The following is a 15904-nucleotide window of genomic DNA, read 5'->3' as shown; positions in this document are numbered from 1 at the left end:
GCCAGCGTCTCATCCCGTCACGCGCGTGCCGCCTCCGGATGCAGCCGCACCCACCCCTCCCAGGCCGAAGTGATCATGTCCTGGATGTCGTACTTGGCCTTCCAGTCCAGTTCCGTGGCGATGCGGTCGGCGGAGGCGACCACGCGGGCCGGATCGCCCGGGCGGCGCGGCGTGACCGTGGGCGGGCGGTCGTAGCCGGTGACGGCGTTGATGAGGTCGATCATCTCGCGGACGGAGACCCCCTCCCCGCGGCCGATGTTGAGGGTGAGGCCGAGGCCCGGTGAGGACTGGAGGGCGCGGGCGGCGGCGACGTGGGCCTCGGCCAGGTCGACCACGTGGATGTAGTCGCGTACGCAGGTGCCGTCCGGGGTGGGGTAGTCGTCGCCGAAGATGCGCGGCGGCGCGTTCTCCGTGAGGCGTTCGAAGACCATGGGGACCAGGTTGAAGACGCCGACGTCCGCCAGTTCCGGTCGCCCCGCGCCGGCCACGTTGAAGTAGCGCAGCGAGGCCGTGGACAGGGCCGTGGCCCGGCCGGTCGCGCGGACCAGCCACTCGCCGGCCAGCTTGGTCTCGCCGTAGGGTGATATGGGCACGCAGGGGGTCTCCTCCGTGACCAGGTCGACGTCCGGCATGCCGTAGACGGCGGCCGAGGAGGAGAAGACGAACGACGGGACGTCGGCCTCGGTGACTGCCCCGAGGAGGACTCTCAGGCCCTCCACGTTCTGCCGGTAGTAGTGCAGGGGCCGGTTCACGGACTCCCCGACCTGTTTCTTCGCCGCCAGATGGACGACGCCGGTGATCTCGTGCTCGGCGAGTGTGCGGGCCACCAGTGCCACGTCCAGCGTCGAGCCCTCCACCAGCGGCACGCCGCCCGGTACGCGTTCGGCGACGCCCGTCGACAGGTCGTCGTAGACCACCGCCCGCTCGCCCGCCTCGGTCATCGCCCGTACGACGTGCGCCCCGATGTAGCCGGCGCCGCCGGTGATCAACCAGGTCACTCGTGACCTCCCCTCGTCGGTCGGCCTCGTGGTCGTGCGTTTCATCCATGAGCGAGCGCGATTCATCCGCGCCGGACCCCAGTCGCCCACGGTTGCCCGCAGTCGACCGTATTGATCCGGTTGGACCGTGATGGACCTGTCTCACAGTGAAGCAGGCACCGGCCGCTCCCGCAGGACCTGTGGACAACTCACCGCGTCCTGCCCGGCAGGTGCCGCGGCCGCGCCCCACAGGCGGGTGAAGGACAGCGCGGCGGCCGCGGCCAGCAGCCCGTTGCGGGCGAGCATCAGCGTCACGCCGGTCCAGGTGCAGGTGGTGACCTCGTGGTACAGCGCCGGGTACACCACCGCGCTCACCGCGGTCGCCGCCGTGACCAGTGCCGCGACCGGGCGCTGCGTGGTGTGCCGGGACGTCAGGCACACGGCGGCCAGGCCGATCAGCCAGATCATGTACTGCGGGCTGATGACCCGGCTGGTGACCGTGAACAGCAGTACGGCGCTCAGCGCGGCGTCGTACGGGGTGGCCGGCGTCCGGTGCCGGCGGCGCAGCCGCCACAGGAGCAGCAGTCCGAACGCGACGGCGGTCAGGGCGAGGGAGGCGTCGGCGACGAGGGTGACGTACGGGCCGGTGAACTCCATCGCCCCGTACTGGTAGCGCACCTCGCCCGGCCAGCCGGTGCGGGTCGCCAGCAGCAGCACGGTGCCGCCGAGCGACTCGATCTGCACGCCCCGGCCGCCCTGGTGACGCAGGAACGCGAACGGGTTGTCGAACAGGGCGGTGAGGAGCGCGAGGAGCGCGGCGGCGGTCACCGCGGCCGACGTCATGCCCGGCCCCTTGCGCCCCTTCGGAATCCCGATCAGCACCAGCGCCGGCCACACCTTCACCAGCGCCCCCAGTGCCGCGAGGGCGCCGCACGCGCGCGTGGAGCGTGGCAACGCCAGCAGTGACAGCACGGCGAGTGCGGTGACCTGCACGTCGTAGCGGGCGAGCGGTACGTGCAGCAGCAGGGGCAGGCCGCCGGTCCACAGGGTGGCCCCGCGCAGGGAGCGGCCGGGGCGTGTTCCCGCGCGGGTCAGTGCGAGCGCGGTCACGGCGTCGGCGGCGAGGGTCAGTGCGACGAACGCCTGGAAGTACGTCAGGCCCGGCAGCAGCGCGGGCGACAGCAGGAGCGGGCCGGCGCCCGGCGGGTACTGCCACAGCGGGTCGTCCGCCGGGAAGGCGCCGTGTGTGAGGACGCCGTACCAGTGGTGGTACAGGTGCCACACCTCGCGCGCGACACGGCCCTCACCCAGCCGCGGCAGCGTGGCGTCGTGGGCGAGCAGCCACAGCATCAGGGCGCGGGTGGTGAGCCAGACGACGCCGAGGGCGAGTAAGTGACGACGTGGCGTCAGGGGTGCTCTCACGGCGGACATCACGGCATTCGGGGCGATGTTCATCACGTCGGATAGTAAGTCCGGCGAATGACATGAAAGTGCTTAAATGCCGTCAATCATCTGTAATCGCTCGCGGGCAGCACAGAATCGGGTGCGTGGTGAGCGGAGAGACGAGGAAAACCGGCCGTACGGAGGTCGTGGCGGTGGCCGTCCCCGCGGCCGTCATGCTCGTGATCGGCCTGTGGGGAGTGAACCGCGGCGCCATGTGGCGCGACGAGGGCGTCACCTTCCAGGTCGCGCGGCGCACGGTGCCGCAGATCTGGCGGCTGCTGCAGGGCGTGGACGCGGTGCACGGCCTGTACTACTTCCTCATGCACGCCGTCCTCGCCGTCCGACCCGGCGAGATCGCGCTGCGTCTGCCGTCGGTCGTCGCGGCGGCCGCCACCGCGGGCCTGGTCGCCGCCCTCGGCGTACGACTGGGCCGGCCGCGCGTCGGCCTGTGGGCGGGCCTGCTGTACGCGGTGAACCCGCTGGCCGGCCACTACGCCCAGGAGGGCCGGTCGTACGCGCTGGTCGCGGCCGGCGCGGCGGGCGCGACGCTGCTGCTGGTGCGGGCCGTGGAAGGGCGGCCGGGGCCGGCGGGGCGGCCGTGGTGGCTGTACGGCGGTGCCGTCGCGGTGACCGGTCTGCTGCACGAGCTGGCGGTGCTCGTGCTGTGCGCCCACGCGGTCACGCTCGCGCTGCTGCGGGTGCCGAGGGCGGTGTGGCGGCAGTGGGGGCAGGCGGCCGGGGCGGTCGTCGTCGTACTGCTGCCGTTGGTGCTGGTGTCGCGGGGTCAGTCGGCGCAGGTGGGGTGGTTGTCGGCGCCGGACTGGGAGAGCGGGGAGCGGTTGGTGCGCAGCTTCGCCGCGGGGCCGCGGGGGGTGGTGTTCTGGGGGTGCCTGGTCCTGATGGCGGTGGGGTGCCTGGCCGGGCGCGCGGCGGCTTTCGCGGCGCCGCTGATGATGGTGCCGCCTGGGCTGCTGATGCTGTTGTCGCAGGTCAGGCCCCTGTACCACGACCGGTATGTGCTGTACGCCCTGGCGGGGGCGCCGCTGCTGATCGCGGCCGGCGCCGACCGGCTGGCCCGGATCGCCGGGCGCCGGCTGCCCTCACCGGCCGTCACCGTCGCGGGTGTCCTCGCCGTCACCCTCGTCTTCCTCCACGTCCTGCCCCTGCACCGCCACTACCGCACCCCTGCCCACCGCCCCGACAACCTCGCCTCGGTCTCCGCCCTGGCCGCCCGTGAGGTCCGCCCCGGGGACCCGGTGCTGTTCCTGCCGTCCCTCGGGCGGCGCGCGGCGCTCGCGTACCCGAAGGGGTTCCGGGGGGTGCGCGATCTGGCGCTGCAGGCGCCCGGCGACAGGTCGGGCACGCTGTACGGCCGCGAGGTCGGCCCCGGGGAACTGCGGCGCCGGCTCGCCGCGGTGAACCGGCTGTGGGTTGTCGCCGAACCGTACACACTGGGCACGCGCTGGTATCCGCACGACCTGACCGAGCGCGCCAAACTCGTGACCGTGGGGGAGTGGTTCGTCCCCAGGTGGCAGTCCGTGCGGGACGGCGTGACCCTGCGGCTCTACGTCCGCCGCCCGGCTACCGGTTCCCCGGCGTTTCTCGAGCCGCCGCGGCGTCCAGCGCCACGGTGAGCTGGTCGAGGCGCTCGCGCAGGGCGCCGATCTCGGCGATGTCGAGGCCGGTCGCCGTGACGATCCTGCGCGGCACCTCCAGGGCCCGGTCGCGCAGCGCGACGCCCTCGTCGGTCAGCCGCACCTCCACCGAGCGCTCGTCGCGGGCGCTGCGCTCGCGTCGTACGAGTCCGGCCGTCTCCAGGCGCTTGAGCAGCGGCGAGAGCGTGCCGGAGTCCAGGCGCAGGTGTTCGCCCAGCTTCTTGACCGGCTGGGTGCCCTGCTCCCACAGGACCAGCATCACCAGGTACTGCGGGTAGGTGAGTCCGAGGTCCTTGAGGATCACTCGGTAGACGCCGTTGAAGGCGCGCGAGGCGGCGTGCAGGGAGAAGCAGATCTGGCGGTCCAGGTGGAGCCAGTCCTCCGTGGCGTTCTCCCGGACGGTGTGGGACGGGGTGACGGTCATGTCCCCAGGGTAGCTCTTGCCCGCCATTTAGTTGTGTGCAATTGAATTGTGTGCTCTACTTGGGGCTCGTGAGGCGGCCGGACCGGGCCGCCGGAACGTGATCTGAGAGGGATGGTTTTCCATGGACGCGCTCTACACCGCTGTCGCCACCGCCACCCACGGCCGCGAGGGCCGCGCCGTCTCCAACGACGGCAAGATCGACCTCGCCCTGGCCATGCCCGTGGAGCTGGGCGGCAACGGGCAGGGCACCAACCCGGAGCAGCTGTTCGCCGCCGGTTACGCCGCCTGTTTCGGCAGCGCCCTCGGTCTCGTCGGCCGTCAGGCCAAGGTGGACGTCAGCGACGCCGCCGTGACCGCCGAGGTCGGCATCGGCAAGCAGGGCGAGGGCTTCGCGCTCAAGGTGACCCTGCGTGTGGAGCTCCCCGACACCGTGGACGAGGCGACCGGCCGCAAGCTCGTCGAGCAGGCCCACCAGGTCTGCCCGTACTCCAACGCCACCCGCGGCAACGTCCCGGTCGAGCTCGTCATCGAGTAGTCCCCGGCGCCTCAGGGCGCTACGGACTCAGGGCCTTCCACGGACTCCAAGCCGCACGGCTCCACGGCGTCCTGGCCCGCCGGTTCGATCCGCCGCGCCGCCCCTCCTGCACGGGGCGGCGCGGCCGCCGCGTTCCGGGCCGGGCTCGGCACGCGCGCGCGTGGTCGCCCGTGCGGGTTGGGCCGCGCGGGGGATCTCGGCGGCGGGGACGGGGCCGGAGCGCGTTCCCGGCGGGATCGGGTCGACGGGCGTGATAGGCCAATCGACCATGTGGAGAACTGAGAGGCTCCTTGGACCGCCGTCGGCGCCCCGCGAGCGGCGTCTGCTCCTTTTCTGGTTCTTCGTGTTCGCCCTGCTGTTCGCCGGCGCGCAGTCGGCGCAGATCCAGGGGCGTGCCGCCATGGACACCCGTCAGTACGTGGCGCACAGCTACATGCTGCAGGGGGTCGGCCGGGAGGAGGCCTCCCGGCGAGCGCTCGAGTACTTCTGCGACAGCGTGCGCGTCGGGTCCGCGCGGAAGGCGAGCGCGGATCTCGCGCACTACCGGGACAACGACGCCGGTCTGGCCGCCCAGCGCGAATGCCGCAAGGCGATGGAGGGCCGCGTCGCACGGAACGCCGCACGCACCGACGTGACCGGATACATGGCGCTGTTCAGCCATCCGCGCGTCTCCGAGATCTTCGCGACCAGACCCGGATACCCCCTGTACACGATCCCGTTCACCCGGGTGTTCGGCCTGGTCCTCGGCCTGTGGGCGGCGTCCCTCGTGGCGACGGTCCTGGCCAGTGGCCTCGTGGTCCTGATCCTGCGGATGCTGGGCGTCTGCGTTCCCGTCGCCCTGCTGGGCCAGGTTCTCTACTACGCGCTGCCGACGGGGAAGGAGGCCATGCTGCCCCTGTGCGAGGGGCTGCTGCTCTGCGCCCTCCTCGCCGCCCTCGCCGGATGCGTCCGTACGCTGCAGGGGCACATCCGGTCGGGAACGGCGCTGTCCGTCTCGGCATTCGCCGGCGCGGCCTGCGTCAAATACGCGCAGACCCTGCTGGCCGTCGCCGGAATCGCGGCGGTGACCGCACTGTTCGTCGGTGTGCGCCGGGTACGGCGGCGTGAGATCTCACGGCCGCACTGCGCGGTCCTCGCCGTGACGGCCGCCTTCGCGGTGGCCCTTCAGCTCGTCGTCTCCGTCCTCGGACTGCCGGGTACCCGGTCGAGTCTCCAGGACCTGCTGACCGTTCACTACACGAGGAGCATGGTCCCCGATCCGTTGTCCGAGTTCCTGCGCCTGAGCGTCGCCTTCTGGCGGGAATGGCTGCGCGACGCGCTGGTCCATCCGCTGGTGCTGCTGCTCCTCGCGGCCGGGGCATGGGGAGCCTTCCGCCACCACCGTGCGTTCGGCTGTCTGATCGTCGGCATCGCCGTCGCGGGCGTCGTGAACCAGGCCGGGCATCCCGAGACGTCCATGGGGCCGCGGTTGATGGTGATGGCGATGCTGCTTCCCGTGTGCGGCATTCCGCTCCTGGTCGAGAGCCATGCGCGACGGTACGGCAGGAGGGGACCGGACGCGGTCCGGCCCCCGCGCCCGGGCCGCCGGACGCCGACGGCCGAAGCCGCCTCGCGCTGAACCCCCGCCCGGCCGCGGCCCGCCCAGGCGCGGCCGGGCCCGCTGTACTCGGGATCGCGGTCGCGTCAGCCGGACTCGGGCCGGCGGTCGGGTCAGCTGAACTCGGGCTGGCGTGCCGAGCGGTCGCCGGCCGACGGGATCGTGAGCACCGCCCGGTCGCCGCCGCCGGCCGCTGTCGGCGCCTCGCCCAGCAGCACCTGCCGTACGACGCGCTCGGCGGCCCGCCCGTCGTCGTACTCGCAGAAGCGCTTGCGGAACGCCCTGCGCAGCCGGGCCGACTCCGCGTCCTGCCAGGCGCCCGACGTGAACACCTTCGCGAGTTCCTCGTCGGACCGGGTCACATGGCCCGGCGGCTCGGCGGTGACGTCGAAGTAGGCGCCCCGGGCCGCCCGGTACGCGGGCCAGTCGTCGGCGTGCACGACGATGGGCCGGTCGAGGTGGGCGTAGTCGAACATCAGGGCCGAGTAGTCGGTGACCAGGGCGTCACTGGCCAGCATGAGGTCCTCGACGTGCGGCTCGTCGGTGACGTCGGTCAGCGCGCCCCGGCGGTGCAGATCCCGCAGCAGCAGCGCCCGTTCGTGATGGCGGGCCAGACTCGGATGCAGCCGCACCAGCAGCCTGTGCCCGGCGCCGAGCGAGGCGGCCAGCTCCTCCAGGTCGACCCGCCAGACATGACGGCCCCTGCGGTAGTCGCGCGGTGTCGGCGCGTACAGCACGACCGTCTCGAACGGCTCGATGCCCAGCCCGTCACGCACCCTGGCCGCACGCCCGACGTCGCCCCGGACCAGGACGTCGTTGCGGGGGCTGCCGCTGCGCAGCGAGGTGAAGTGACAGGGGTAGGCCCGCTGCCAGATCTCCTCCGAGTGCCGGTTCGCGACCAGGCTGACGTCCCACCGGTCGCTGCGGCGGAGCATGCCCCGGACGTCCGTGCCGTGCCGGGCGCCCGGACGGTCGAGGAGATCCAGCGCCATGTACTTGACGGGGGTGCCCCGATGCGTGTGGACGTGGACGGCGCCGGGGCGTTTGACCAGGTCACCGGCCCAGTTGCAGTTGTTGATCCAGTACTTCGCGCGGGCCATCACCCGGTAGTAGCGCCAGGATCCCGTCGTCACGTGGTCCGTGCCCAGCGGCAGCAGCCCCACCGCGTCGGGCTGCACGACCCACACGCCCCGGATGTGCGGTGCCAGCTCGGCGGCCCGGGCGTGAATCGCGAGGGGATCGCCGTTCACGGCACGGCTGTGCCCGGCGGAGTACACGGCGAGACGCGGGTCGAGGGGACGCCTCAACTGGATCCGGTACCAGCACCGCTTCATCCGCCGGGCGACCGCCTCCCGCAGCCGCTGCGCCCGCCTCCCGGCCGCTCCGCCCGCGCGCCGCAGCGCACCGACCGCGAGATGGACACGGAAAGGAGCGACGGCCAGGAGCCGGATCTCCGTACGGCGGGAGTCCCGCGGCGGGGCGAAGCCCCGGGGGACGTACCTGCGGTAGAACGCCCGGATCCGCCGGTGGAACGCCTTGCGGTCGCCGCGCAGCACCCGTTCCGGGCGGGCCAGCGTGAACAGCATGTGGTCCAGGGCCCGCTCGAACAGCAGCGGCCGGGCCCAGTGGAGGCCGGGCCGCGTGGCGAGGAAGGCGAAGAGCCCCTCGTACTGCTCGAAGATGTCGAAGTGCCGGCGTCCCGGGGTGCGGGTGATCGCCCCCTGACGCCGCTGCCGGTACTCGACCCCCACCCGGTCCAGGCAGGCGATCCGCTCCGCCGTCACCATCGCCTGGTAGGTGACCGGGGCGTCCTCGTACAGCCCCGGCCGGTACTGGAAGCCGTGGTGGAGGAAGAAGTCCCGCCGGTACGCCTTGTTCCAGGCGACCAGGAACAGCCGAAGGTACTCGGGGTGCTCGCGGATGCTGAACGTGCCGGTGCCGGCCTGTTCGAGGAGCCCGGCGGCGTCGCTGCGGCCCCCGCGACCCCACCAGTGGGTGCGTACGTGGTCGAAGACCAGGATGTCGGGGTCGCCGGTCGCGTCGAGCCGGTCGGCGACCGCCCGCAGCAGCCCCGGCGTGTACCGGTCGTCGCTGTCGAGGAAGAGGACGTAGTCGCCGGTGGCGTGCGGCAGGCCGGCGTTGCGGGCGCGGCCGAGGCCCACGTTCTCCGGCAGGTGCACGGCCTTCACCCGTGGATCGCGCGCCGCGTACTCGTCGAGGATCGCCCCGCAGCCGTCGGGCGAGCAGTCGTCGACGGCGATCACCTCGAGGTCGGCGAACGACTGGCCGAGCACGGAGTCCAGGCATGCGCGAAGGAAACCCTGGACCTTGAAGACGGGGACGATGATGCTGAAGCGGGGCACGGGGTCAGCTCCTCGAAGCGGTCGTCACGGCGGCGGGCGCGGGCGTGCGGTACGCAAGCGGAAGGGGCGGCTCGATGGCCTGGGCCGGTTCCCCGAGCAGCACCCGGCGGACGACGCGCTCGGCGGCACGGCCGTCGTCGAACTCGCAGAACCGGGCCCGGAACCGGGCGCGCAGCCCGGCCGCCTCCGCCCCGGCCCAGCGACCGGAGCGGAAGACGTCGGCCAGCTCCTCGGCGCTGCGGGCGACCGGGCCGGGCGGGGAGCCGAGGAAGTCGAAGGTGACACCGCGGGTCTCGCGGTACACGTCCCAGTCGTCGGCGTACACGACGATGGGCCGGTCGAGGTTGGCGTAGTCGAACACGATCGACGAGTAGTCGGTGATGAGGGCGTCCGCGGCGAGACAGACGTCCTCGGACGAGCGGTGCCCCGTCACGTCGATCACGCGTTCGTCGCGCGGGCGGGCGCGGTCGTCGTCGTAGAAGTAGTGGGCGCGCAGCAGGACCACGAAGTCGTCCCCGAGGGCGTCGCACAGGGCCCGCAGGTCCAGTCGCGTGGCGAAGTCCGCCTGGTAGTCGCGGTGCGTCGGCGCGTACAGGACCGCGACGCGGCCCTCCGGGACGCCGAGCCGCGCGCGGACGCGGCGCACATCGGCCGCCGACGCCGTGTAGTAGACGTCGTTGCGCGGATAGCCGTACTCGAGCATCTCGTACGAGGACGGGAAGGACCGCTCCCACACCTCCGTGGATAGCCGGTTCGAGCTGAGGTTGTAGTCCCAGCGGTCGACCCGGCTCAGCAGACGGTCGAAGCTGCCGGTGGCGGCGGCGACCACCGGGTACTCGGCCTGTTCGACGCCCATCTTCTTCAGCGGGGTGCCGTGCTGGGTGGACAGGTGGACCGAGCCGGGGCGTTTGACGACGGCCCCCTCGAAGTTGGCGTTGTTGATCAGGTACTTGGCGCGGGCCAGCACCTCCCAGTAGCGGCGGCTGCCGATCACCGCGTGGTCGACGCCCTGCGGCAGAGTCGCCACCGCCTCGGGCTCGACGAGGAACACCGAACGGATGTGCGGGGCGAGTTCCTGCGCCTTGGCGTGGATCGCGGCCGGGTTGCAGGCGTAGCCGCGGCCCCAGTACGCGCAGTACACGGCGAGGTTCGGGTCGATGGGCCGGCGCAGCTCGCGCCGGTAGAGCAGGCGCGTGCGCAGCCCGCGCGGGCGGGGCACACGCTGCAGCGCCCGGGCCGCGGCCCGGTTGGCGCCCCGCAGCGCACGGAACACCGTGTACGCCCTGGCCGCCAGCAGCCGGTGCTGCACCCCCAGGCTGCCTCCCGGAGGGCGGAAACCGGCGGGCCGGTGGCGCCGGTACAGCCGGCTCGCCCGCCGGAAGAAGGCGCGCCGTCGGCGGGGCAGCCGCTCCGGATGCGCGGCCGTCCTGAGCACGGCGGCGAAGAGCTGCTCGAACAGCGGACCCGACCGTTCCCGCGCGAGCCGCTGCCGGGCGGCCCGGGTGAGCACCAGCTCGGTCTGGTCGAGGAGTTCCATGTGGTGCTCGCCCGGTCTCTCCAGGCGGCTGCCCTGCCGGCGCAGCAGATGCCGTACGACGACGGAGCGCAGCACCGCCAGGCGCTCGGCGCGCAGGGTGACCAGGCCGCCGAAGCCGACGTCCGTGAAGTGCCCGTCGGGGAAGGTGAGCTCCTGGGCGGTCAGGAACGCCCTGCGGTAGGCCGCGCTCCACGCCGGGAGCTGCACGCCGGTCACCCGGGGCGCCTGGAGGGGGGAGAAGACACCCGCCGGTGTCCCGGCGAGGAGCGCCGCGGCCGGGTTGGACGGCTCGCCCTTCCACCAGTGTGTCCGCTCGTGCTCGAAGTACAGGACGTCGACGTCACCGGTCTCGTCGAGACGGGCGTCCAGCGCCGCCAGGGCGCCCGGCACCAGTACGTCGTCGCCGTCGAGGAACAGCACGTAGGCGCCGCCCGCCGCCCGCATGCCGGCGTTGCGCGCCCCGGCCAGCCCGGCCGAGGGCGGTGACTGCGCCGGCAGCACGCGGGAGTCCCGCCCGGCGTGTCCGGCGACGACCGAGGCCGCGAGGGAGTCGGGTGCGTCGCAGACCGGGATCAGCTCGAAGTCGCCGAAGGACTGGGCGAGGACGGAGTCGAGCGCCTGGGAGAGCCGGCCCACGGCCTCATGGGTCGGGACGATGATGCTGAAGCGGGGCATTCTGCTCTTTCTCTGTCGAGGGTCCTGAGGATCGGCTCAGGCAGCCGTACGGGCCAACGGCCCTCAGAGGGGATCGGTGACGGTGGGTGGGCCGGAAGGATGCGGCACGGTGGCGGGCGAGGAGCACGCGAGCGCCGACGGCACGGGCCGCCGCTCGCCGAGCGGCACGACCGGCGGCTGCTCCGTCTCGCCCAGCACCACATGCCGTACGACGCGCTCGGCGGCGTGTCCGTCGTCGTACGGGCAGAACCGCTCGCGGAACGCGGCGCGCAGCCGGGCGGAGCGGGCGCCGCGCCAGTGGCCGGTGGCGAAGATGTCGATCAGCTCGTCCTCGCTGCGGGCGACCGCGCCCGGCGGGAAGGCCCTCAGGTCGAAGTAGGTGCCGCGGACCGCGTCGTAGGCCTCCCAGTCGTCGGCGTGGATGACGATCGGGCGGTCCAGGTTGGCGTAGTCGAACATGATCGACGAGTAGTCGGTGACCAGGGCGTCCGCGGCCAGGCAGAGGGACTCCACGCTCGGGTGGCCGGAGACGTCGAGGACGCGCCCGCCGCGGGACAGGGCGCCGGGCTGCCAGTAGTGGGCGCGCGCGAGGATCACGAAGCGCGGGCCCAGCCGGCGCAGGATCCGCTCCAGGTCGAGGGTGGTGCGCTGGGTGCGGCGGTAGTCGCGGTGGGTGGGCGCGTACAGGATCGCGACCGAGCCGTGGGGGATGCCGAGCGTCTCGCGCACGCGGGCGACGTCGGCGGCCGTCGCCTGCTGGAAGACGTCGTTGCGGGGATAGCCGTACTCCAGCGTCGTGTAGGTGCCGGGGTAGACGCGCTCCCAGGTCAGGGTGGTGTGGCGGTTGGGGGACAGGACGTAGTCCCACTTGTCGACGCCCCTCAGGAGCTCCTCGAAGTCCATGTCGCCGGCGGCCGCCGGGTGTTCCTGCAGGTCGAGGCCCATGTGCTTCAGGGGGGTGCCGTGCTGGGTCTGGACGAACACCTGGCCGGGGCGCTTGACCAGACGGCGGTCGAAGTTGACGTTGTTCACGAGGTACTTGGAGCGGGCCAGCGCCGTCCAGTACGCGGCCGTGCCGGGGCGCACGCGGCGCGGGCCCGGCGGGACCGTGTCCTCGTGCTCCGGGCGCGCGATCCACGCCGTGCGCACCTGTGGCGCGAACGTACGGAACGCGGTCTCCAGCGCGCCCGGGTTGCAGCCGTGGCCGCGCCCCCAGTAGGCGGCGAAGACGGCACGGTCGGCGCGCAGCGGCAGGCGCAGCTGGATCCGGTAGTGCGCCTGGAGGAGGCCTGCCCGCAGGGCGCGGACGAGCTTCGTGGCCAGCTTGTGCGTACGGCGGCGCAGGGTCGCGGCCACCTGGATGGCCCGGTAGGTGCGGTGCAGGCCCAGGTGGACGAGGGTGTGGCGCAGCCGGGAGCGCAGTGGGACGGGCGCGCCGGGCGTGCGATACCGGCGGTAGTGGGCGCGCGCCCGGCGCAGGAACTCGGCGCGCGCGCCCCGCGGAAGGCGGCCCTGCTTGGTGAAGACCGTCGTGAAGTGGTCGACCATGCGCCGGAACAGCACCGGCCGCCACCGCGCGAGCTCGGGCCGCTCCTCGATGAACGCGAAGACCCGGTCGTACTGGTCGAAGACGTCGAAGTGCCGGTGGCTGGTGGTGGACAGGATGTTGCCCCGGCGGCGCTGGCGGTAGTGCACACAGACCCGGTCCAGGGTCGCGATCGACTCGGCGGCCATCAGCGCCGGATACGTCCAGGGGGTGTCCTCGTAGTAGCCGGACGGGAAGGTCAGGCCGGCGCGCTCGACGAACTCCCGCCGGTAGGCCTTGTTCCAGGCCACCATCAGCACCCTGAGCAGCCCCGGCCGGTCCTCCAGCCGGAAGGGCGCCGGGCCCTGCTCGGTGAGATGGGCGGAGAACTTGTTGCGCTCCGCCTCGCCCGTCCAGTACGTGTGCGCGTAGTCGTAGACCAGGACGTCCGGCTCGTCGGTCTCCTTCAGCCGGCCGGCGATCGCGTGCAGCGCGTCCGGGGTGAGCGTGTCGTCGGAGTCCAGGAACAGCAGGTAGTCGCCGGTCGCCTCGGCGAGACCCGCGTTGCGCGCCCGGCCCAGACCGACGTTCTCCGGCAGATGCACGGGACGCACTCGCGGGTCCCGGGCCGCGAACTCGTCGATGATCTCGCCGCAGGCGTCCGGCGAACGGTCGTCGACGGCGATCAGTTCCAGATCCGGGTAGGACTGGCAGAGCACGGACTCGAGGCACTCGTGCAGATACGCCTGAACCTTGTACGCGGGGACGATGACACTGAACCTGGGCAAGGTGACATCCATGGGTCGGCGCGGGCGGTAGGCACTTTCGGGCCCGTGCCCCGCAACGGCCGATGGAGTGACTTGGTTACGTCCGCCTACGTCATTCGGGGGACGCCGGGTGAACGGCGAGGGGCGGACCGGTGACGGCCCGCCCCCTGGAGCGCGGCGCCGCCTACTTGACCGCGCCGGCCATCACGCCGGACACGAACTGCCGCTGGAACGCGAAGAACACGGCCAGCGGGATCACCATCGAGATGAACGCGCCGGGCGCGAGCACGTCGATGTTGTTGCCGAACTGCCGTACCTGCGTCTGCAGGGCGACCGTGATCGGCTGGCTGTCGGCGTTGGTGAACACCAGCGCGACCAGCATGTCGTTCCACACCCACAGGAACTGGAAGATGCCCAGGCTCGCGATCGCCGGCCCGCCCAGCGGCATCACGACCCGCGCGAACAGGCGCAGCTCACCGGCGCCGTCGAGGCGGGCCGCCTCCAGCAGCTCGCGGGGGATCTCCGCGAAGAAGTTGCGCAGCAGGAACACCGCGAACGGCAGGCCGAAGCCCACGTGGAAGAGGATCACGCCGAGGACGGAGCCGAACAGGCCGATCTTGCCGAACAGTTCGGCGATCGGGATCAGCGCCACCTGCACGGGCACCACCAGCAGGCCGACCACGCCCAGGAACCACCAGTCCCGGCCCGGGAACTCCATCCACGCGAACGCGTATCCCGCGAGCGAGCCGATGACGACGACCAGGACCGTCGCCGGCACGGTGATCAGCGCGGTGTTGACGATCGAGTGGGTGATGTCGCTGTTCTCCAGCAGCTTCTCGTAGCTGTCGACGGTGAGCTGGGACGGCTGTGAGAAGACCGTCCACCAGCCGCTGGCGCTCATGTCCTCCGGTGAGCGCAGCGAGGAGATCAGCAGGCCGATGGTCGGCACCAGCCAGAACAGGCCGACGACGACCAGGAAGACACGGACCAGGCCGCCGCCGAGTTTCTCGACGATGCTCGCGCCCAGCGACTGCTTCGCCCGCACGGTCTCGACGGAGGCCGTCATCGCCGCACCTCCCGCCTCAGCCTGCGAATGTTGAACCACATCACCGGGATCACCAGCAGCAGCAGGAACACCGCGATCGCGCTGGCGACGCCGGGCTGGTCCTCGGAGAAGCCCTTGCGGTACAGCTCCAGCGCCAGCACGTTCGCGTCGTCCTGGGAGGAGCCCGGCGCGATGATGAACACCAGGTCGAACACCTTCAGGACGTTGATCATCAGGGTGACGACGACGACCGCGAGGACCGGCGCGAGCAGCGGCACCGTGACCCTGCGGAACACCTGCCACTCGTTCGCCCCGTCGACCCGCGCCGCCTCCATCAGCTCCCGCGGGACACTGGCCAGCCCGGCCGCGATCAGCACCATCGCGAAGCCCGCCCACATCCAGATGTACGACCCGATGATCGCCGGGGTGACCAGCGACGGGCCGAGCCAGTCCAGACCGTTGTACGGCTCCTTGAAGTTGCTCGCCGGCAACCGCAACTGCGCCCCGTCGGCCGCCGCGGGGAGCGTGAACGTGCCGTCGTCGGCGGCCTTCGTCGACGCGACGACCTTGCCGTCCTTGACCGCCTCGATCCGCATCCCCGGGTAGCCCAGCTCGGACGCGTCGACCTGGCCCAGCCGGCCGACGCCCTTGCCGCGGGTGAAGTCCTGCCAGGCCGTGCCCGTGACCTTTCCCGGTTCGGGCTGTGCCTGGGCGGCCCGCTTCGCGTCGTCGGGCATCTGGTCGGGGGCGACACCGACCAGGGGCAGGGCGACCGAGTCGCCCACGGAGACGGTCGCCTTCGTGACGAAGCCGCCCCCGTCCGGCTTCAGCGGCGACTCCCGGCCCGGGTGGGCCTTGGGGAACGCCGAGGACTGCGCGAACGTGTCGTGCACCCCGACCCACACCGCGTTCGCGACGCCCTTGTCCGGATCCTGGTCGTAGACCAGCCGGAAGATGATGCCGGCCGCGAGCATCGAGATCGCCATCGGCATGAAGACGACCAGCTTGAACGCCGTCCCCCAGCGGACCCGTTCGGTCAGCACCGCGAAGATCAGACCGAGCGCGGTCGCGACCGTCGGCGCGAACACCACCCAGATCACGTTGTTCTTCAGCGCCGTACGGATGCCGTCGTCCGTGAACAGGGCCTTGTAGTTGTCGACGCCGGCGAAGCCGTCGCCGGACTGGTCGTAGAAACTGCGCACGACCGAGTACCCGATCGGGTAGACCACGAGCGCGCCCAGCAGCACCAGGGCGGGCAGCAGGAACAGCGCTGCCACCGTCCTTCGGGTACCGGTCACGCTCTTGCGCGAGCGAGGAGAGGCGGGGGCTCCAGGAACCCCCGCCGCCGCAGCCGACTTCAT

The 15904-nt window shown here is 72.2% G+C and carries 11 protein-coding genes; 3 read left to right on the top strand and 8 right to left on the bottom strand.

The features are described 5' to 3' along the window. Positions 1-17 precede the first annotated feature (17 nt). Positions 18-998: a UDP-glucose 4-epimerase GalE gene (gene galE, locus ACPT94_RS22680; RefSeq protein WP_425246690.1), complete on the bottom strand. Its 981-nt coding sequence runs from the start codon at positions 996-998 to the stop codon at positions 18-20. A 141-nt stretch (positions 999-1139) separates the two neighbouring features. Continuing rightward, positions 1140-2408, bottom strand: a complete 1269-nt coding sequence (locus ACPT94_RS22675; RefSeq protein ID WP_425246711.1) for a glycosyltransferase 87 family protein — start codon at positions 2406-2408, stop codon at positions 1140-1142. A 116-nt stretch (positions 2409-2524) separates the two neighbouring features. Between ACPT94_RS22675 and ACPT94_RS22670 the strand changes: the two genes are divergently transcribed. After that, entirely contained in the window at positions 2525-4054 is a 1530-nt protein-coding gene (locus tag ACPT94_RS22670; protein ID WP_425246689.1) for a glycosyltransferase family 39 protein, read from the top strand. Here ACPT94_RS22670 and ACPT94_RS22665 read toward each other — a convergent pair. Continuing rightward, positions 4002-4499 carry a MarR family winged helix-turn-helix transcriptional regulator gene (locus ACPT94_RS22665; protein WP_360345664.1) on the bottom strand — a complete coding sequence of 166 codons (498 nt, stop codon included), beginning with the start codon at positions 4497-4499 and terminating at the stop codon, positions 4002-4004. The two genes, ACPT94_RS22670 and ACPT94_RS22665, sit on opposite strands and share 53 nt — an antisense overlap. A gap of 121 nt (positions 4500-4620) precedes the next feature. Between ACPT94_RS22665 and ACPT94_RS22660 the strand changes: the two genes are divergently transcribed. Together ACPT94_RS22660 and ACPT94_RS22655 are read left to right on the top strand one after the other, a co-directional pair. Further along, positions 4621-5034: an organic hydroperoxide resistance protein gene (locus ACPT94_RS22660; protein WP_360345662.1), complete on the top strand. Its 414-nt coding sequence runs from the start codon at positions 4621-4623 to the stop codon at positions 5032-5034. A 268-nt stretch (positions 5035-5302) separates the two neighbouring features. After that, positions 5303-6652, top strand: a complete 1350-nt coding sequence (locus tag ACPT94_RS22655) for a hypothetical protein (protein ID WP_425246688.1) — start codon at positions 5303-5305, stop codon at positions 6650-6652. A gap of 92 nt (positions 6653-6744) precedes the next feature. On the opposite strand, the gene ACPT94_RS22650 is transcribed toward ACPT94_RS22655, so the two are convergent. The 5 genes from ACPT94_RS22650 to ACPT94_RS22630 all read right to left on the bottom strand — a co-directional run bounded on the left by ACPT94_RS22650 (position 6745) and on the right by ACPT94_RS22630 (position 15904). After that, positions 6745-8994, bottom strand: coding sequence for a bifunctional glycosyltransferase/CDP-glycerol:glycerophosphate glycerophosphotransferase (locus tag ACPT94_RS22650; protein WP_360345658.1), 2250 nt, complete (start codon positions 8992-8994; stop codon positions 6745-6747). A 4-nt stretch (positions 8995-8998) separates the two neighbouring features. Next, positions 8999-11206, bottom strand: coding sequence for a bifunctional glycosyltransferase/CDP-glycerol:glycerophosphate glycerophosphotransferase (locus tag ACPT94_RS22645; protein ID WP_425246687.1), 2208 nt, complete (start codon positions 11204-11206; stop codon positions 8999-9001). 63 nt (positions 11207-11269) lie between these two features. Next, positions 11270-13519, bottom strand: coding sequence for a bifunctional glycosyltransferase/CDP-glycerol:glycerophosphate glycerophosphotransferase (locus tag ACPT94_RS22640; protein ID WP_425246686.1), 2250 nt, complete (start codon positions 13517-13519; stop codon positions 11270-11272). Between the two features lie 163 nt (positions 13520-13682). Further along, a complete protein-coding gene (locus ACPT94_RS22635; protein WP_425246685.1) occupies positions 13683-14564 on the bottom strand; it encodes a carbohydrate ABC transporter permease in 882 nt (293 codons plus the stop codon). Continuing rightward, on the bottom strand, positions 14561-15904 hold the full coding sequence (locus ACPT94_RS22630) for a carbohydrate ABC transporter permease (RefSeq protein ID WP_425246684.1): 1344 nt from the start codon (positions 15902-15904) through the stop codon (positions 14561-14563). The genes ACPT94_RS22635 and ACPT94_RS22630 overlap by 4 nt, the downstream gene beginning before the upstream one ends.

This window comes from Streptomyces aurantiaciflavus (assembly GCF_049808595.1).
Classification (GTDB): domain Bacteria; phylum Actinomycetota; class Actinomycetes; order Streptomycetales; family Streptomycetaceae; genus Streptomyces.
The sequence above is the reverse complement of the archived record's forward strand: the minus strand, read 5'-3'. Positions and strand labels throughout refer to the sequence as shown.

Bases quoted from the DNA above. Each gene is read 5' to 3' on its own strand.
- ACPT94_RS22635 (WP_425246685.1), bottom strand. From the start codon at position 14,564: ATGACGGCCTCCGTCGAGACCGTGCGGGCGAAGCAGTCGCTGGGCGCG.
- ACPT94_RS22665 (WP_360345664.1), bottom strand. From the start codon at position 4,499: ATGACCGTCACCCCGTCCCACACCGTCCGGGAGAACGCCACGGAGGAC.
- ACPT94_RS22630 (WP_425246684.1), bottom strand. From the start codon at position 15,904: ATGAAGTCGGCTGCGGCGGCGGGGGTTCCTGGAGCCCCCGCCTCTCCT.
- ACPT94_RS22675 (WP_425246711.1), bottom strand. From the start codon at position 2,408: ATGTCCGCCGTGAGAGCACCCCTGACGCCACGTCGTCACTTACTCGCC.
- ACPT94_RS22655 (WP_425246688.1), top strand. From the start codon at position 5,303: ATGTGGAGAACTGAGAGGCTCCTTGGACCGCCGTCGGCGCCCCGCGAG.
- ACPT94_RS22645 (WP_425246687.1), bottom strand. From the start codon at position 11,206: ATGCCCCGCTTCAGCATCATCGTCCCGACCCATGAGGCCGTGGGCCGG.
- ACPT94_RS22660 (WP_360345662.1), top strand. From the start codon at position 4,621: ATGGACGCGCTCTACACCGCTGTCGCCACCGCCACCCACGGCCGCGAG.